The organism is Thalassospira xianhensis MCCC 1A02616, assembly GCF_003326475.1.
Classification (GTDB): domain Bacteria; phylum Pseudomonadota; class Alphaproteobacteria; order Rhodospirillales; family Thalassospiraceae; genus Thalassospira; species Thalassospira xianhensis.
Genome location: NZ_JPWA01000007.1, coordinates 106,192 through 124,814, shown reverse-complemented (window position 1 = coordinate 124,814; position 18,623 = coordinate 106,192). Strand labels below are relative to the sequence as shown.

The following is an 18,623-nucleotide window of genomic DNA, read 5'->3' as shown; positions in this document are numbered from 1 at the left end:
AGGAAAAAAACAATGACAGCTACAGAAGCACAAACCACCAATGGCGTTGTCCCTCCTCCGTCTAACGAGGAAGTGATTACCGTCAGCAAAGCCAACAAATGGTATGGCAACTTCCATGTTCTCAAGGATATTGATCTGCATGTCCGCAAGGGCGAGCGTATCGTTATCTGCGGTCCGTCCGGTTCGGGCAAATCGACCCTGATCCGTACGCTCAACCGTCTTGAGACCTATCAGAGCGGTGAAATCACCGTCGATGGCATTCTGCTTGGCGACGATGTTAAAAACATTGAAGCCGTTCGCCGCGAAGTCTGCATGGTGTTCCAGCACTTCAACCTTTTCCCGCACATGACCGTGCTGGAAAACCTGACGCTGGCACCGATCTGGGTTCGCAAGATGCCCAAGAAAGAAGCCATCGATCTGGCGATGCATTATCTGCAGCGCGTTCGGATTGCCGAACAGGCCCACAAATTCCCGGGCCAGCTTTCCGGTGGTCAGCAGCAGCGTGTGGCAATTGCCCGCTCGCTCTGCATGCAACCGAAAATCATGCTGTTCGATGAACCGACCTCGGCGCTCGACCCAGAAATGGTCAAGGAAGTGCTCGACGTTATGGTCGAACTCGCCAAGGAAGGTATGACCATGCTTTGCGTCACCCACGAAATGGGCTTCGCCAAAGAGGTCGCCGACCGCGTCGTGTTCATGGATGCTGGTGAAATCGTTGAAATGGCAGGTCCGCAGGAATTCTTTGCGAACCCCAAAAGCGAACGGACCAAGCTGTTCCTCAGCCAGATCCTGTCGCATTAATCAAAACGCATTGCGGATTTCCGCTTATGACGTACCGGAAACGGCCCCAAACGGGGCCGTTTTCTTTTTTGTAAATTTCGGACTTGCCCCCTGCCCGTCAAATGCCGAAGATCGGCGGGCAAACAGCAATGGATAAACATCTTCATGACCACGCCTTCCGCACCTGCATCCACTGACACGACATTGGGCTTCATCACGGTCCAGTCCCTGACCAAAAAGTTCGGCCCCAACACCGCACTTGATGATGTCAGCCTGTCGCTTGGCAAGGGGGAAACCATGGCGGTCATCGGACCGTCGGCTGCGGGCAAAAGCGTGTTGATGAAATGCATCGTCGGCCTTCACGGCGCGGATGGCGGCAAAATCATGCTGGGTGGCGATGATGTCAGCCAGACCAGCTCCCCGGCCCGCAAACAATGGGCAGAACGGATCGGTATGCTGTTTCAGCAGAACGCCCTGTTTGACAGCATGAAGGTTTGGGAAAATATCTGTTTCCGTCAGATCGAGCGTGGGACACTGACACGCAAGGCCGCGAAAGACCATGCCATCGAATTGCTCGGCCATGTCGGCCTGTCCGAAGACAGTGCCTTTCTGTCGCCTGGTGATCTGTCTGGCGGCATGCAGAAACGTGTTGGCATTGCACGCGCCATTTCAACCGACCCGGAAATCCTGCTGCTTGATAACCCTACCGCAGGCCTTGATCCGGTTCTGTCAAACCATATCGAACTCATGATCAGCAAGATCGCAACCCAGCGCGGCACTACTGTCATAACCATCACCAATGACATGCAAATCGCGCGCACGCGGTACGCAAACCTCGTGATGATGCATGGCGGCAAAGTTTACTGGTCTGGTCCAACCACTAAGATTGACGCGGCCCATAATGAGCACCTGACCCAGATGCTCAATGGGTCGTCACAGGGTCCGATTACCATGCGGATGGGCAAGCGTGGCGACCACATGGTCGCCTGATCACCCATTCTTGCCAATCAGTTGGCGGTATAAACCGACACATCTGCTTCACGGATGACATCTGCCCAAACCGGGCCGGGATGACGGTCGGTAAACAGAGCATCAATTTCCGACAGATGCCCCAGCCGAACCATCGCACGCCGCCCGAATTTCGATGCATCGGTACACAGGAATGTCTGGCGCGCATTGGAAATGATCGCACGCGCCACCCGGACTTCGCGATAATCGAAATCCATCAGGCTGCCGTCTTCGTCAACGCCCGAAATCCCGACAATCGCGTAATCCACCTTGAACTGGTTGATAAAATCAATGGTCGCCTCGCCGATCACACCAAAATCGCGCTGGCGAACAACACCACCTGCGATGATCACCTCAAACCCCGGATTGGCGGCACAAATCTGCGCAACATGCAGGTTGTTGGTGATGATTTTCAGGCTCTTGTGGGACGATAATGCGCGCGCAACTTCTTCATTCGTCGTCCCGATATTGATGAAGATCGACGCCCCTTCGGGGATATGCTGTGCCACCAGCTTGGCAATTTCGCGCTTGCTGCCAAGGTTAAGAACCTGACGGTCCGTATAGGCGGTGTTTTCTGTGGTCGAAAGGCTGGCCGCCCCGCCATGATAACGCGCTACAAGGCCTTCTTCCGCCATTTCGTTGATATCACGTCGAATGGTCTGAGGGGTAACGGCAAAATGATCGGCCAATGTATCAATCGTCATGAAACTGTTCGCCGCGACCAGTTCAAGTATTTCGCGACGCCGCCGATCAAGCTTGCCCATGTTGCTTCCTTCCGCCCTGAATTTTCGTCTTTGATTGTTAATTTTCGTTATCGATCAAAATGACGCTAATGACAACAAGATGCAAGCCTTGTCACAATCATGGTCAAATGGATTTCCTGTCATTCAATGCTCAGACAAATTGCTTGGGAAACCCGTTAAACCATTCTCGTGCCGCGGTAGTTTCCCGGCGAATGAATTCAATCAGCGGCCGGATACGTGCGGCATCTATCATGTCATTATGACAAACAAGCCAGTAATCGCGATGAATTGGAATAATCCGGGGCATCACGGCGACCAAATCCTCAAACATTGCCCCCATATAATAAGGCAGTACACACAGCCCGTAACCTGCACGGCAGGCTTTAAGCTGCGCAAAAACACTGGATGTCTGATAAGACGGTCTTAGCCCCGGAATAATTTCCCCCAGATAGTTGAGTTCCGGGGTAAAAATCATGTCTTCGATATAACCGATAAAGGGGTGCCCCGCGAGGTCCTCGCGCTGTTTGATAGCCCGATTACGGGCAAGATAATCGCGCGATGCATAGACATAAAGGATGTAACTGGAAATCTTCTCGAAGTGATAAGAACCGGCCTTTGGCGTACTGAGCGAAACCGAGACATCCGCCTCGCGCCGCGATAACGAAACAATCTGCTGGATATTGACCATCTCGATGGTCAGGTTCGGGTACTGACTGGCAAAATGAGGCAGCTTTTCAGCTATGAAAAAGTTGCCATAACCTTCAGGAACACTTAGCCGGATCACCCCGCTTAGCGGTAAAGCACCATCCCCGACCACACTAAGCATTTTGTCCGCTTCAAGCGCCATTGCCTGGGCTGGCTCCATCAGCCTTTGCCCCATCGGCGTCAATGTATAACCTGTCGGACTGCGCTGAAACAATTTTGCCCCGATCCCCTGTTCAAGCCTCTCAATCCGTCGGGCAACCGTCACATGGCTGGTTCGCAATCGCCGTGCCGCCGAGGAAAGCTTGCCTTCCTGGGCGACGGCAAGGAAATACTGTAAATCATCCCAAGGGAACTGGCGCATCCACCTTCCTGTTCATTTTTGTACAAGCATTGTCCAAAATTATATATTTGACCGGGTTTTCGTCAATGTTAGCGTAAGCTATGGTCCTGAATACAAGAATAGAATCAGAAATGAATCGTTCTTTTTCAGATACTTAATCGGACAAATTGCAAGGCCGATTAATATAACAAAAATGTGCAATCAAGGCACACCTCAATCATCCGGTCTGTAACAACGGTTAACATGCGGCCCGGAAGCGTCGTCTGGTTTGCCAGCAGGCATACCGAAAAACATAGTTCCATCAGGGAGGAACCTAGATGAAGAAGATTGCAATTGCATCTGTTGCGATAATGGCTGCCGCTGCAGCATTGCCCGCGCATGCCGAAATCTCCGATGATGTTGTCAAAATTGGTATCCTGAACGATCAGTCCGGTGTCTATGCCGATTTTGGTGGCACCTGGTCCTTTGAAGCTGCAAAAATGGCCGTCGAGGATTTTGGCGGCACCGTTCTTGACAAGAAGATCGAAGTCATTACCGCCGACCATCAGAACAAACCCGATGTTGCCGCCAACATTGCCCGTCAGTGGTATGATCAGGATCAGGTTGATACGATCATGGAACTGACAACCTCATCGGTCGCCCTAGCCGTTCAGGGCATTTCCAAGGAAAAGAAAAAAATCGATATTGTAACCGGTGCGGCCACCACGGCCCTTACCGGTGAACAATGTTCGCCCTATGGGTTCCATTGGGCTTACGACACCCACGCGCTGGCTGTCGGTACGGGCGGTGCCTTGGTAAATAATGGCGGTGATAGCTGGTTCTTCCTGACTGCGGATTATGCATTTGGCTATTCGCTTGAAGAACAGACCGGTAACTTCGTCAAAGAAAACGGTGGCTCCGTCGTTGGTTCCGTCCGGCACCCGCTGGCAACCACCGACTATTCATCATTCCTTCTGCAGGCACAGGCGTCCGGTGCGAAAGTAATCGGTCTGGCCAATGCAGGTCTTGATACGGCCAATGCCATCAAACAGGCATCCGAATTCGGCATCGTTCAAAGTGGCCAGCGCCTTGCTGCCCTGCTCTTCACCCTTGCCGAGGTTCATGGCCTGGGCGCAGAAGCTGCACAGGGACTGTCGCTGACCGAGGGGTTCTATTGGGATCGTAACGATGAAACCCGTGAATTCGGTCAACGCTTCTTTGACCGTACGGGCCGTATGCCCAATATGATTCAGGCAGGCACCTATTCCGCGGTTCTCCAGTATCTCAAGGCGGTCAAGGAATCTGGCACAGACGAAACCGAAGCGGTTGCAAAGGCACTGCATGAAATGCCGGTCAATGACGTATTTGCCAAGAACGGCAAGGTCGGTGCAAATGGCCGCATGATTTATGACATGTATCTGATGGAAGTCAAAAAACCGGACGAGATGGCTGGCGACTGGGACTACTACAATGTCCTCGCGACCGTCCCGGGCGACAAGGCTTTCATTAATCCGGCCGAAAGCGGTTGCACTCTGGCATCGAACTAAGAACATGACGGCGACCGGAGTTAACGAAAAACCCGGTAACCATCAAAATCCGGCGGCGTCACGAGTGGTCCTTACCGCTCGTGACCTCCGTCGCGATTTTGGCGGCTTTACCGCAGTCAATAACGTCAATCTTGACGTTTATCACGCCAAGGTGCATGCGCTGATCGGTCCGAATGGCGCAGGCAAAACCACCGTTTTCAATCTTCTGACGAAATTCCTGCAACCGACCAGCGGAAAAATCACCCTGCTGGATCATGATATTACAAATATGGCCCCCGCCCGTGTGGCGCGTATGGGACTGGTACGTTCATTCCAGATATCGGCTGTTTTCCCCCATCTTACAGTTCTGGAAAATATCCGCATCGCACTGCAACGTCCTGGCAATCTGGCAGTACAGTTCTGGCTGCCGCTTGGCAGGCTTGATGTTCTCAATGATCGTGCGATGGAACTTTTGACGTCTGTCGGGCTCGAGAACGAGTACGACAGCCAGGCCGCAGACCTTTCCTATGGCCGCAAGCGTGTGCTTGAAATTGCCACGACACTGGCGCTGGATCCAAAGGTTCTGCTGCTGGACGAACCGATGGCCGGCATGGGTGGCGAAGACGTCGGGATGGTTGCCGAACTCATTCGCGAAGTCGCCAAAACGCGAGCGGTTCTGATGGTTGAACACAACCTTAAGGTTGTCGCCGATCTGTGCGATCACATCACCGTTCTGCAACGCGGCGAAATTCTGGCGGAAGGCGACTATGCCACCGTCAGCAACGACGAACGCGTCAAGGTCGCCTACATGGGGACGGATCATGACTGACAGAAAACCACTTCTTTCCGTGCAGGACCTGAATGCGTGGTACGATGAAAGCCACATTCTGCATGGTGTGAACCTTGAAGTTTGCGAAGGTGAAACGGTTACCATCCTTGGCCGTAACGGCATGGGCAAAACCACGACCCTGCGTTCCATCATGGGCATTTTACGCAAACGCACCGGCACAATCGAATTTGACGGCAAGGACCTTATGAACCGGCCGCTGCATCACACTGCACGGGCTGGGATTGGGTTTGTTCCCGAAGAACGCGGGATTTTCGCAACCCTCAGCGTCGAGGAAAACCTCACGCTGCCGCCTGTCGTTTCACCGAACGGCATGTCCGTCGATGAAATTTATGATCTGTTTCCCAACCTTTTGGAGAGGCGCAACAGTCAGGGAACCAAGTTGTCCGGTGGCGAGCAGCAAATGCTTGCCATGGCCCGCATGCTGCGTACCGGGGTCAAGATGCTATTGCTCGACGAACCGACCGAAGGCCTTGCCCCGGTTATCGTCCAGCGTATTGGCGAGGTTCTGCAAACCCTTAAACAGCGCGGAATGACCATCTTGCTTGTCGAACAGAATTTCCGGTTTGCCAGCAAAATTGCCGACAGGTTCTACATCATGGATCACGGCGTGGTGACAGAAGGTTTCGATGTGGCGGAACTGCCCGCCAGAATGGACACCTTGCACGAAGTTCTGGGGGTATAGCGCCGTGACTATGATATTTGGAATCCCGATTCAGGCGTTTCTCGGCCAACTTCTGATCGGTCTGATCAACGGATCCTTCTATGCAATGCTTAGTCTGGGTCTGGCGATCATTTTCGGCCTTCTTCGCGTGATCAACTTCGCACATGGCGCCCAATACATGATGGGAGCCTTTGTCGGCTTCCTGTTGCTGTCATGGATTGGAGTAAATTACTGGCTGGCATTGTTGCTAGCACCGGTCATTGTCGGCATTACCGGCATTGTGATCGAACGCTTTGCCTTGCGTCGTCTTTATAATCTGGATCATCTGTACGGGCTGTTGTTCACCTTTGGCCTGGCTCTGGTGATCGAGGGTGGCTTCCGGTATTTTTACGGTACTTCCGGTCAACCCTATGCCACCCCCGCCCTGCTTTCCGGCGGGGTTAATCTCGGCTTTATGTATTTGCCGATTTATCGTGGCTGGGTGGTCGTCGCATCGTTGATTGTCTGTATCGGCACGTGGCTTCTGATCGAAAAGACCAAGCTCGGTGCCTATTTGCGCGCCGCGACTGAAAATCCGACACTGGTCCAGTCGTTTGGTGTCAATGTGCCATTCCTTCTGACTCTGACATACGGACTGGGTGCCGGTCTGGCCGCGCTGGCCGGAATCATGGCCGCACCGATCTATCAGGTCAGCCCGCTGATGGGATCAAACTTGATCATTGTGGTGTTCGCCATCGTGGTTGTCGGTGGGATGGGATCGATCATGGGGGCGATTGTTACGGGCTATATGCTTGGCATTCTCGAAGGGTTGACCAAGGTCTTTTACCCCGAAGCCTCGAACATCGTGATTTTCGTAATCATGGCTATCGTTCTTTTGGTCCGGCCTGCGGGTCTGTTTGGTCGGGATGCGTGATATGACAGAAATAACAATGACACCGGAAACCCGCCAATCGGCGCACCGGATACAGCTTGCCCTGCTCTCTGTATTGATCATCGGCCTTGTGATTGCACCCTTCGTCCTTTATCCGGTTTTCCTGATGAAGGTCCTGTGTTTTGCCCTGTTTGCCAGTGCCTTCAACCTGCTTTTGGGCTTTACGGGTCTGCTGTCGTTTGGCCATGCAGCCTTTTTTGGCGGAGCGGCCTATTTCACTGCTCATGCCGTCAAGGAATGGGGATTTCCGCCCGAGGCCGGAATTCTTCTGGGCGTTGTCGGCGCCGCCTTCATGGGGCTGATCATCGGATTTTTCGCCATCCGGCGTCAGGGCATCTATTTTGCCATGATTACACTCGCCCTATCGCAGATGTTCTTTTTCTTCTGCCTGCAATCGGAATTCACCAAAGGTGAAGATGGCTTGCAAGGGGTACCGCGCGGACATCTTCTTGGCTTTATAGATCTAAGCCAACCTTTGAATATGTATTTCTTTGTTCTGGCAGTCTTCGCAATTGGCGTTTTCATGGTCTGGAGAATTGTGCACTCCCCATTTGGCATGATCCTGCGATCCATTCGGGAAAATGAGAACCGGGCAATTTCGCTGGGCTATTCGGTCAATCTGTACAAGCTTGCCGCCTTTGTCATGTCGGCTGCCTTGGCCGGTCTTGCTGGTGGACTAAAGGCACTGGTGTTCCAGTTTGCCACCCTTACCGATGTGGCCTGGCAAATGTCAGGCGAAGTCATCCTGATGACACTGCTTGGCGGGATCGGAACGATCTTTGGTCCGATCTTCGGTGCGGCTTTTGTTGTGACCGTACAGAACTACCTTTCAACAACCGGCTTCCCGGTAACAGTGCTTACCGGCCTGATCTTCATTGTCTGTGTGTTGGTGTTCCGCCGCGGCATTGTTGGCGAGTTCAACGCGTCACGCCTTGCTGCCAAGCTGGGCCTTCGGTCCAGAAACTAGGGAAGCAGCATGATCACGCAACAATTCGACTATATCATTGTCGGAGCAGGATCGGCGGGCTGCACCCTTGCAAACCGGCTATCTGAAATTGAAAACGCCACCGTCCTCCTGCTGGAGGCCGGTGGCAAAGACACCAATCCATGGATTCATATTCCGGTCGGCTATCTTTATTGCATCGGCAATCCGAATGTCGACTGGTGCTTTAAAACCGAAGCCGAAGAAGGTCTGAACGGCAGGTCATTAGGGTATCCCCGTGGCAAGGTTCTGGGCGGGTGTTCGTCGATCAACGGCATGATTTACATGCGTGGCCAGGCCGCTGATTATGATCAATGGCGTCAATCGGGATGCGATGGCTGGGGCTGGGACGATGTGTTGCCGCATTTCAAAAAATCCGAGGATTACTATCTCGGTTCCGATGACATGCACGGATCAGGCGGCGAATGGCGTGTTGAACAGGCGCGTGTGCGCTGGGAAATCCTTGATGCGTTTCAGGACGCCGCCGAACAGGCTGGCATCCCGAAGGTCGCGGACTTCAACCGTGGCAACAACGAAGGTTCCAGCTATTTTGCCGTCAACCAGAAACGTGGCATTCGCTGGAATACCTCAAAGGCATTTCTGAAACCTGCCCTGTCGCGTAAAAACCTGGAACTGCGTACACATGCGCAGGTCCGGCGTCTGATCATTGAAAACGGTCGTGTCACGGGCGTTGAATATGACCGTGATGGCCAGATTGAAACCGTCACCGCACGCCGTGAAATCGTTTTGTCGGCGGGTGCCGTCGGGTCACCCCATATTCTGGAACTGTCGGGCATTGGTCGGGGCGATGTCCTGCAAAAACATGGCATCCAAACCATCCATGAAAGCACGCAGGTCGGTGAAAACCTGCAAGATCACCTTCAATTGCGCTGCGCCTTCAAGGTCACGGGCATCCGCACCCTGAATGAACAGGCCAGCAGCCTTGTCGGCAAGGCCGGGATCGCGCTGGAGTACCTGTTCAATCAATCAGGACCGATGTCGATGGCACCAAGCCAGCTTGGCATCTTCACCAAATCGGATGCGTCATTCGAAACGGCGAACCTGCAGTATCATGTTCAGCCGTTGTCGCTTGAAAAGTTCGGTGATCCTGTCCACCCCTTCCCGGCCTTTACGGCAAGCGTCTGTAACCTGCGTCCTCAAAGTCGCGGCAGCATCCATTTGAAATCGCCCGATTTCCGCAACCAACCGGCCATCGCGCCCAATTATCTGAGCGCGGATGCCGATAAAAAGGTTGCTGCCGATTCTATCCGTTTAACCCGCAAAATTGCCAATCAGCCCGCCCTTGCCCCGTACCGGCCCGAAGAATTTAAACCCGGCCCGTCATATGAGACCGAGGATGATCTGGTCAAAGCCGCAGGCAATATCGGCACAACAATTTTTCACCCCGTCGGCACATGCCGCATGGGTACGGACCCGGCATCGGTGGTCGACCCGCAATTGCGGCTGCGCGGGCTTGACGGGCTTCGGATTGCAGATGCCTCGATCATGCCCACCATCACATCGGGCAATACCAATTCACCGACCATCATGATCGCGGAAAAGGCCGCCGCAATGATCATGGAAAGCGCACGAGACTAGCGTCAAAAACCAAACAAAAAAGGCCGGACAGTCACCCTGCCCGGCCTTTTGCATTTCTCAGTTGCCTGATCACCCTTTGGTGCGGGCAACGATCCGTTCGCGGACTACGGCGGCAGAACCGGTTCTGGCGACCTCGCCATCGCCAATGACGATTGCCTCGCGCAGTAGTGCCGTTGCCTCTTCAAGCTGCGCCTGATCGCGGATATGGGCGATACAAAGCGGCGTTTCTGCCGAAACCGCCTGCCCGACCTTGATGAAATCGGTAAATCCGACAGCAAAGTCGATTTTCTGGTCGGCACGCGTCCGGCCACCTTTCAACGCAACCAGCGCCAGACCGACCTTGCGCGCATCCATCGATACAACCCGCCCCGTCTTTGCCGCGCTGATCGGCTTGATCATAGGCGCCACCTCGAGATGGTCCGAAGTATTTTCGATAAAATCCACCGGACCGCCAAGGGCCGATACCATTTTGCCAAAGACTTCGGCTGCCTTGCCTGATGTCAGGGCGTCGCTTGCTTTCTGCAAACCATCCGCGACATCGGTTGCGACACCGGTCAATGACAGCATTTCGGCTGCCAACGCCATTGTGACATCATAAACCCGCTGTTCCTGATGCTTACCGGTCAGGAAATCAACCGCTTCGTGCATTTCAAGCGCGTTGCCAACCGTATCGCCCAGAACCTGTTCCATATCGGTCAGAAGCGCTGTGGTCGGCACGCCATTGCGGGTTGCGACTTCGGTAATGCTCTCGGCCAGTTCGCGCGCCCGATCATATTCATTCATGAACGCACCCGACCCGAATTTGACATCCATCACCAGCGCATCCAGACCCGCCGCCAGTTTTTTCGACAGGATCGACGCCGTGATCAACGGAATGCTTTCAACCGTCGCAGTAACATCGCGGATGCCATAGAAACGCTTGTCTGCCGGCGCAAGATCGGCGGTCTGCCCGATGATGGCGCAGCCGACTTCACGTGTGACCTTGGCAAATTCGTCTAAGGTCGGTGCGGTACGATAGCCCGGAATGGAATCAAACTTGTCCAGTGTCCCCCCCGTATGACCAAGGCCCCGTCCCGAAATCATCGGAACAAATGCGCCGCACGCACCAACAATCGGCCCCAGCATAAGACTAACCTTGTCGCCAACGCCACCTGTGGAATGTTTGTCGACAACTGGGCCTTCAAGGCCAAGCGCCTTCCAATCAAGTACGGTTCCGGAATCACGCATATTGCGCGTAAGGGCAGCGCGCTCATCCATGGTCATGCCATTAAAGAAAACCGCCATGGCAAGGGCTGCAACCTGCCCCTCGCTGATGCTTTCATCGGCAATGCCATTTACGAAAAACGCGATTTCGGCATCTGTCAGTACTTCGCCCTCACGTTTGCGGCGAATGATTTCCTGCGGCAGCATGTGCTGTCTCCTGCACGCTTATTATTGAATTACGTTTCCAAACCCGATCAAAACAGATTCATGCATCACTTGAGAAATAACGCAGCAGGATCTTGATCAGATTGGCAGATCCTTCTTTCGCCATTTCAAGCGTCTGTTCATGGCTAAGGGCGGTCGGGCTCATGCCCGCGGCCAGATTGGTAATATTTGAAACTGCCGCCACCCGGAATCCCAGACGACGAGCAAGAATGTTTTCCGGCACGGTCGACATCCCGACCGCATCCGCCCCCAGAACCTTAAGCGCGCGAATTTCGGCCGGTGTTTCAAAGCTCGGTCCGGTGCACCAGCAATAAGTCCCTTCAAACAAATCAATACCAAGCTCTGCTGCGGTATTTTTCAGACCCGATCCGATTTCCGGGTCATAAGGCACATCCATCCCGACAAAACGATCGTTGCCATGATAACCGATCAACGGATTGGGACCGAACAGGCTGATATGATCGGTAATCAGCATCAGGTTGCCCGGTGATGCCTCGGGGATAAGCGAGCCTGCCGCATTGGTCAGGATAAGCCGGTCTGCACCCAATTCACGCAATGTCTCAAGCGGCTCGTTCATCAAATCCGAACGACCGTGTTCATAATAATGCGCCCGCCCCTGCATAACTGCGACGGAAACACCGCCAATCCGGCCAAGTACCAACTGCCCGCCATGGCCCACCACCGTCGGCTTGGGAAAGCCCGGTAGCTCGGCATAGGAAATCCTGATGGCGTCACTGACCGCGTCAATAACGCCTCCCAACCCACTGCCAAGAACAAGCGCGACCTCGGCCTTAAAACCCGGGGCTTTGGTTGCAATGATGTCCAATGCGGCTTTGACGTTGCTCATTTCAGATTCTCCGGCCCGAAGGAATGGGGAATAAGTTCTTCACGGGTCAGGCTCAGAAGCGTTTTGCCCGCATCATTGATGATATAAATCGTCGCATCCGATCCGGTGAATTCCCGGATTTTCTGACGACAACCACCACATGGTGTACAGGCAACATCCCCCAGCCCTACAACAACGATTTCATCAAACTTGGTTTCACCCGCCAGAACCATGGCCGAAATTGCCCCGGCCTCGGCACACACACCTTCGGGATAGGCCGCATTTTCAACATTGCATCCGGCAATGATCTGTCCGCGCTCCGTCCGAAGGGCTGCGCCAACGTGGAATTTCGAATATGGCGCATATGCTTTGTCACGCGCGGCAAGTGCCGCATCAATCAAATCGCGCGGAGCGTCGGTTACAGTTTGCGATGTCATGTGTCTTAATCCTGTTTTTCCTGCCGCTTATCGCGGGCAGGTTCCATCCTGCATATAGTCGTGAACCGTAATCCTGCCGTCGATGATGTCGTTGCGCGCCGCATCGGCCGCATCCTTCATCGCAGGCGTGATCAGGTCTCTGTTAAAATCGTCAAATGCCCAGTCAATCCCGCCTTCGGCAAGGCCAAGACTGCGAATACCGGGCTTCCAGCCCCCATTGCGCGCCGCCTCGAATGCATCGAACACGGCGACATCGACATGCTTGACCATTGATGTCAGAACCGATCCCGGATGCAATCCGTTCTGGTTTGCGTCCGATCCAATTCCAAGCTTTCCGGCATCCGCAGCTGCCTGCAAAACGCCAATTCCTGTACCGCCGGCCAGTTGCAAAACAACATCCGCACCCAGACCGATCTGCGTGGTCGCCAGTTCAGCACCACGGGCCGGATCGTTCCACGCCGCACCGGTTGTTCCCGTCATGTTTTCCAGCACCTTGATGCCGGAAACCGCCTGCAACGCGCCAAGGGCATAGCCGCATGTCATTCGACGGATCAACGGAATGTCCATGCCGCCGACGACGCCAATAGTCCCTGTGTCCGACGCCATGGCCGCCAACATCCCGACAAGATAAGTGCCTTCATGTTCACGGAACACCACCGACTGCACATTGGGCTGATCAACAACCATATCGACGATTGCAAAACGGGTATCGGGAAATTCCGGCGCAACTTTGGCAAGTGACGTCGCCTGCTGAAACCCGATCACAATAATCGGGTCCCGTCCCTCGCGGGCAAAATTCCGGATCGCCTGTTCGCTTTGCGTGTCATTGCGCAATTCGAACTCGCGATAGTCAATACCGGTTTCCTGTTTGAAACGGTCTGCGCCCTCAAATGCTGACTGATTGAACGAACCGTCAAACTTTCCACCGGTCGAATAGACAACTGCTGGCGCAATTTCGGAAGCCCGCACGGCAAAAACCGTGACGGGCAGCGAAACAGCCAGAACGGCAATGATGGAAAAGACCTGTTTGCAATTCATCACAGCCTCGTTTGCCAGATATGCCTGATAGGAACGCTGATCGCGACGCGATCAGCGTTCCTTCACATACGGACGACCAAGCGATTTTGGCGGCGTGGCACGGCCAATAAAGCCCGCCAGCAGGACCACCGTCAAAACATAGGGCAATGCCTGCACCAGTTGCACCGGCACCTCGCCGATCCCCGGCAGGATAACACCCTGCATGCGGGTTGCCGCAGCATCAAGGAACCCAAACAGCAAACAGGCAAACAATGCCGGGAAAGGCCGCCACTTACCAAACACCATCGCGGCTAGTGCGATATAGCCCTTGCCCGCCGTCATATCCTGAAGGAAGGACGCCCCCTGCGCGGTCGAAAGATACGCACCAGACATGCCGACAAGAACACCACTGCACATCACCGCACGGTAACGCATGGCGACAACACCAATACCAGCTGTATCAACCGCGCCGGGATTCTCACCAACCGCCCGCAGACGTAGGCCGAAACGTGTGCGATACATCACCCACCAAGCCGCCGGAACTGCCAGAAACGCAACATAAACAAGAATGTTATGACCGCTAAGTAACTCCGAATATATCGATCCCAAAACCGGGACATCGGCAACGGCATCCGCACCGGGCAAGGTGATCGGCTGGAACCGCGATCCATGATCAAGCGATGGCGTCTTGCCGCCCTGCGCAAACAGCGCAATCCCGACCAATGCCGTCAGACCCGACATTAGAATATTGATTGCCATCCCCGATACGACCTGATTGCCCTTATGCGTGATGCAGGCAAAACCATGCAAAAGCGAAAGGCAGATCGTGGTTCCGATTGCTGCTAGCAACCCGATCCATGGATTTCCAACATAATAAGCGACAGCTGCGGCTGAAAACGCTCCGCCCAGCATCATGCCTTCAAGTGCAAGGTTAATCGTGCCGGATCGCTCCGAAAACATCCCGGCCAGTGCGGCAAGAATAAGCGGGGTCGATGTCCGAAGCGTCGCATCCAGAAGCAGGATAACCAATTCAAAATTATCCATTATGCTGCCTCCTGCGCACGACGGCGCAAATGCCACGCTGTATAAATCCGGGTCACACGCGGACGGAACATGTGTTCCATCGCGCCGGTGAACAGGATCACAAGCCCCTGAATAACCACGACCATGTCATTCGAAATCGTCGGAATTTCAAAGCTCAGCTCCGCCCCGCCCTGATACAGCATCCCAAACAGCAATGCCGCCAGGAAAATGCCAAACGGATGATTACGCCCCATCAGGGCTACAGCGATCCCGACAAAGCCGTAACCAGCTGTAAAATCGATCAGCAACCGGTGTTGAACACCCATCACTTCGTTAAGTGCCATAAAGGCCGAAAGCGCGCCTGAAATCATCATCGCCATGATGATATAACGCCCTGGTTCGATCCCGGCATAGGTCGCGGCAACAGCATTGGCCCCAACCGTGCGGATCGCATAGCCCCATCTTGTATGCCAGATAAACAGCCACACCAGAACGCTGCAGACAAGCGCGTATACGAACGACAGGTTCAGCGGACTGCTTGCCATCTCCAGACCAAGGCCTGCCGCGATATCATGGATGAACGGCAGACGCAGATGTTCGGCAATCTGTTCGCTTTCCGGGGTCATCGATCCCTGCGGACGCAGAACATTGACAAGCAGATAAACCATCAGCGACGATGCAATGAAATTGAACATGATCGTGGTGATCACGACATGCGACCCGCGACGTGCCTGTAAATAGGCCGGTATATAAGCCCAAGCCGCACCGAAAACTGCCGCGGCGAGAATGGCAACAATCAGCATGATCGGGAATGGCAGGAAATCAAGATAAAGGGCCGCCAGAACAACACCAAGCCCCCCGACATAGGCCTGCCCCTCGGCACCGATATTAAACAGACCGCAATGGAATGCCACGGCAAATGCCAGACCGGTAAAGATGAAGTTGGTGGTGTAATAAAGTGTATAACCCCACGCCTCTTCATAACCGAACGCGCCATAAAGCAGGATTTCAACAACTTGCGTCGGACTTTCGCCAATCGCCAGAACCACAAGCCCCGAAACAATCAGAGCCAGCAGAAGGTTGAGCAGCGGCAACGCGCCAACATCAATCCAGCGCGGCAGTTGAACGGTATCACTCATGCACTGCCCTCCGCGGCTTTGGCTTCATGGGGGTCAACCCCGGCCATCATCAGGCCAAGGACCCGTTCATTTGCTTCGGCAGCAGAAACTTCACCGATGATGGAACCATCACACATCACCAGTATGCGGTCGGCAAGAGACATGATTTCGTCCAGTTCGACGGATACCAGCAGGACGGCCTTGCCAGCATCGCGCATCGCAACAATACGTTTGTGAATGAATTCGATGGCACCGATATCGACCCCACGCGTTGGCTGACCGACCAGAAGAAGTTCCGGATCACGCATGATTTCACGCGCCAGAACCAGCTTCTGCTGGTTGCCGCCGGAAAAATTGGCGGCTTTCAGATCAGGATCATTTGGCCGCACGTCGAATTCCGACATCATATGTTCGGTCGCATCGGAAATCGCATGCCAGTTCAGGAAAATGCCCTTCTGATAGGTCGCGTCATCCTCGTAACCTAGGATAGCGGCCTCTTTGGCCGAAAATGACGTCACCATTGCCATACGATGGCGATCTTCTGGCACATGGGCGACACCACGTTTGCGCAGCTCGGCGGCATCAACACCGCGACCGGGTGTCACATCCAGCCCGTTTAACAGGACCTGTCCCTCGGTTACTGCTCGGATTCCGCCAAGCGCTTCAAGAAGTTCACTTTGCCCGTTGCCGGAAACCCCGGCAATGCCGACGATCTCGCCGGCGCGCACGCTAAAGCTGGCATTCTTGACCTTGCGCACACCCTGCGATGTTTCAACGCACAGATTATCGACCTCAAGAACCGTCGCCGCCGGTGCGGCTTCACCCTTTTCAAGGCGCAAAAGCACCTTGCGGCCAACCATCAGTTCGGAAAGTTCTTCGGGGCTGGTTTCTGCCGTTTTGCGATGGGCCACCATTTCGCCCTGGCGCATAACGGAAACATTGTCCGTTGCCGCCATGATCTCACGCAGTTTATGCGTGATCAGAACAACGGTTTTTCCCTGCTGTTTCAGGGTTTCAAGAATGCGGAACAGATGGTCGGCTTCCTGCGGGGTCAAAACACCCGTCGGTTCGTCAAGAATAAGGATTTCGGCCCCGCGATATAGGGCCTTCAGAATTTCAATGCGCTGCTGCAAGCCGACAGAGAGATCACCAACAATGGCATCGGGATTAACGTCGAGCGAATATTCACGCTCCAGACGTCTGAGCTCCTCGCGGGCCTTGTCTACACCCTCGCGCAGGATCGCCCCACCCTCGACACCCAGAATAACGTTTTCAAGCACCGTGAAAGGTTCAACCAACATGAAGTGCTGATGGACCATGCCGATCCCGACCGCAATGGCGTCTTCCGATCCCTTGATATCGCAAAGCCTGCCATCGACATGGATGGTGCCTGCATCAGCCTGATAAAAGCCATACAGAATACTCATCAGGGTCGATTTCCCCGCACCGTTTTCCCCGACGATGCCGTGAATCGTACCCTTTTCAACTTTCAGATCGATTGATTTATTCGCGTGTACCGCACCGAACCGCTTGTCTATACCGCGCAGTTCAATAGCGGGCTGCACGGCACCGGTCTCCCCGGCGCCGTGCATTTGATGCATCGTATCCGACACTACAAATCCCCGGTTTGTTCGTCCTGCCTTACATCGGGCAGGCGCTGTCGCTCATGTAATCATGGACTTCAAGGCTGCCGGAAATGATTTCTTCCTTGGCCTTGGCAACAGCCGCTTTCATGTCGTCGGTGATGAGTTTCTCGTTATTCTCGTCAAGCGCCCAGTCAACACCGCCTTCTGCAAGGCCAAGAACAGTCACACCCGGTTCCCATGTGTCGTTGGCAGCAGCTTCGAACGCTTCGTAAACCGCAACATCAACACGCTTGAGCATAGAGGTCAGAACCGAACCTGGATGCAGGGCATTCTGATTGGAGTCAACGCCGATACCAAGCTTTCCGGCATCCGCCGCCGCCTGCAGAACACCAACACCGGTGCCGCCAGCCGCGTGATAGACAACGTCCGCACCACGGTCGAACTGCGATTTCGCAAGCTCGCCACCTTTAACCGGGTCATTCCAGGCCGCACCGGTGGTGCCGGTCATGTTCTGGAATACTTCGGCATCGGCATTGGCGTGTTTAACACCCTGCGCATAGCCACAGGCAAATTTACGGATCAGCGGAATGTCCATGCCTCCGATGAAGCCGACCTTGCCGGTTTCCGATGCCATTGCCGCGAGAACGCCAACAAGGAACGATCCTTCATGTTCCTTGAAAACCACCGACTGAACGTTCGGCAGGTCAACAACCATGTCAACGATCGTGAACTTGGTGTCGGGGAATTCGGTTGCAACTTTCTCAAGGGCGGACGCCTGCGAGAAGCCGATTGCGACAATCGGGTTCATACCACGGCGTGCGAAGTTGCGCATGGCCTGTTCGCGCTGCGAATCGTTCTGGATTTCGAAATCGCGATACTCGGTCCCGGTGTCGGCCTTGTATTTCTCGGCACCGTTATATGCGCCCTGGTTAAACGAACGGTCAAAACGACCGCCCAGATCATAAACGACTGCCGGTTTGATTTCTGCTGCGCTCGCTACACCTGCATAGCATGCAACAGCCGCGACCATGGTGGTCAGAAGCTTTTTCATTCCGATGCCCTTCTATTGCTTGATTCTCTTTTA

18 protein-coding genes are annotated in these 18,623 nt (G+C 54.2%); 8 read left to right on the top strand and 10 right to left on the bottom strand.

All coding sequences use genetic code 11. The features are described from left to right. Window positions 1-12: 12 nt before the first annotated feature. Both TH5_RS08165 and TH5_RS08160 read left to right on the top strand, forming a co-directional pair. Window positions 13-801: an amino acid ABC transporter ATP-binding protein gene (locus TH5_RS08165; RefSeq protein WP_062949054.1), complete on the top strand. Its 789-nt coding sequence runs from the start codon at window positions 13-15 to the stop codon at window positions 799-801. 144 nt (window positions 802-945) lie between these two features. Then, window positions 946-1,770 (top strand): ABC transporter ATP-binding protein, encoded by an 825-nt coding sequence (locus TH5_RS08160; RefSeq protein WP_114121426.1) that lies wholly within the window; start codon window positions 946-948, stop codon window positions 1,768-1,770. 17 nt (window positions 1,771-1,787) lie between these two features. Here TH5_RS08160 and TH5_RS08155 read toward each other — a convergent pair whose 3' ends face one another. Together TH5_RS08155 and TH5_RS08150 are read right to left on the bottom strand one after the other, a co-directional pair. Then, window positions 1,788-2,552: a DeoR/GlpR family DNA-binding transcription regulator gene (locus TH5_RS08155; protein WP_062949058.1), complete on the bottom strand. Its 765-nt coding sequence runs from the start codon at window positions 2,550-2,552 to the stop codon at window positions 1,788-1,790. Between the two features lie 130 nt (window positions 2,553-2,682). After that, complete coding sequence (locus TH5_RS08150; protein WP_114121425.1) at window positions 2,683-3,597, bottom strand: LysR family transcriptional regulator; 915 nt, start codon at window positions 3,595-3,597, stop codon at window positions 2,683-2,685. A gap of 296 nt (window positions 3,598-3,893) precedes the next feature. Between TH5_RS08150 and TH5_RS08145 the strand changes: the two genes are divergently transcribed. From TH5_RS08145 to TH5_RS08120, 6 genes are read left to right on the top strand one after another with little or no spacing between them, the layout of a single operon-like run. After that, window positions 3,894-5,102: an ABC transporter substrate-binding protein gene (locus tag TH5_RS08145; RefSeq protein ID WP_114121424.1), complete on the top strand. Its 1,209-nt coding sequence runs from the start codon at window positions 3,894-3,896 to the stop codon at window positions 5,100-5,102. Window positions 5,103-5,106: 4 nt separating this feature from the next. Further along, window positions 5,107-5,910: an ABC transporter ATP-binding protein gene (locus tag TH5_RS08140; RefSeq protein WP_114121423.1), complete on the top strand. Its 804-nt coding sequence runs from the start codon at window positions 5,107-5,109 to the stop codon at window positions 5,908-5,910. Continuing rightward, a complete protein-coding gene (locus TH5_RS08135; RefSeq protein WP_114121422.1) occupies window positions 5,903-6,613 on the top strand; it encodes an ABC transporter ATP-binding protein in 711 nt (236 codons plus the stop codon). The genes TH5_RS08140 and TH5_RS08135 overlap by 8 nt, the downstream gene beginning before the upstream one ends. 10 nt (window positions 6,614-6,623) lie before the next feature. Further along, window positions 6,624-7,505, top strand: a complete 882-nt coding sequence (locus TH5_RS08130) for a branched-chain amino acid ABC transporter permease (RefSeq protein ID WP_208638422.1) — start codon at window positions 6,624-6,626, stop codon at window positions 7,503-7,505. Between the two features lies 1 nt (window position 7,506). Next, window positions 7,507-8,490 carry a branched-chain amino acid ABC transporter permease gene (locus tag TH5_RS08125; protein ID WP_167443489.1) on the top strand — a complete coding sequence of 328 codons (984 nt, stop codon included), beginning with the start codon at window positions 7,507-7,509 and terminating at the stop codon, window positions 8,488-8,490. 9 nt (window positions 8,491-8,499) lie between these two features. Next, complete coding sequence (locus TH5_RS08120) at window positions 8,500-10,104, top strand: GMC family oxidoreductase (RefSeq protein WP_114121419.1); 1,605 nt, start codon at window positions 8,500-8,502, stop codon at window positions 10,102-10,104. A 69-nt stretch (window positions 10,105-10,173) separates the two neighbouring features. Here TH5_RS08120 and deoA read toward each other — a convergent pair whose 3' ends face one another. Genes deoA through TH5_RS08080 form a run of 8 tightly spaced genes read right to left on the bottom strand, consistent with a single transcriptional unit; the run spans window position 10,174 to window position 18,590 of the window. Further along, window positions 10,174-11,514 (bottom strand): thymidine phosphorylase, encoded by a 1,341-nt coding sequence (gene deoA, locus TH5_RS08115; RefSeq protein ID WP_114121418.1) that lies wholly within the window; start codon window positions 11,512-11,514, stop codon window positions 10,174-10,176. 58 nt (window positions 11,515-11,572) lie between these two features. Continuing rightward, window positions 11,573-12,379, bottom strand: a complete 807-nt coding sequence (locus TH5_RS08110; RefSeq protein ID WP_114121417.1) for a purine-nucleoside phosphorylase — start codon at window positions 12,377-12,379, stop codon at window positions 11,573-11,575. Continuing rightward, window positions 12,376-12,795 carry a cytidine deaminase gene (cdd, locus tag TH5_RS08105; RefSeq protein WP_114121416.1) on the bottom strand — a complete coding sequence of 140 codons (420 nt, stop codon included), beginning with the start codon at window positions 12,793-12,795 and terminating at the stop codon, window positions 12,376-12,378. Before cdd ends, TH5_RS08110 begins: the two co-directional genes overlap by 4 nt. Window positions 12,796-12,822: 27 nt before the next feature. Then, entirely contained in the window at window positions 12,823-13,833 is a 1,011-nt protein-coding gene (locus tag TH5_RS08100; protein ID WP_114121415.1) for a BMP family lipoprotein, read from the bottom strand. Between the two features lie 51 nt (window positions 13,834-13,884). Continuing rightward, on the bottom strand, window positions 13,885-14,856 hold the full coding sequence (locus TH5_RS08095; RefSeq protein WP_114121414.1) for an ABC transporter permease: 972 nt from the start codon (window positions 14,854-14,856) through the stop codon (window positions 13,885-13,887). Beyond that, window positions 14,856-15,974, bottom strand: coding sequence for an ABC transporter permease (locus TH5_RS08090; protein ID WP_114121413.1), 1,119 nt, complete (start codon window positions 15,972-15,974; stop codon window positions 14,856-14,858). The genes TH5_RS08095 and TH5_RS08090 overlap by 1 nt, the downstream gene beginning before the upstream one ends. Then, window positions 15,971-17,545, bottom strand: a complete 1,575-nt coding sequence (locus TH5_RS08085; protein WP_114121468.1) for an ABC transporter ATP-binding protein — start codon at window positions 17,543-17,545, stop codon at window positions 15,971-15,973. Before TH5_RS08085 ends, TH5_RS08090 begins: the two co-directional genes overlap by 4 nt. A gap of 49 nt (window positions 17,546-17,594) precedes the next feature. Beyond that, window positions 17,595-18,590, bottom strand: a complete 996-nt coding sequence (locus tag TH5_RS08080; RefSeq protein ID WP_114121412.1) for a BMP family lipoprotein — start codon at window positions 18,588-18,590, stop codon at window positions 17,595-17,597. Window positions 18,591-18,623 lie beyond the last annotated feature (33 nt).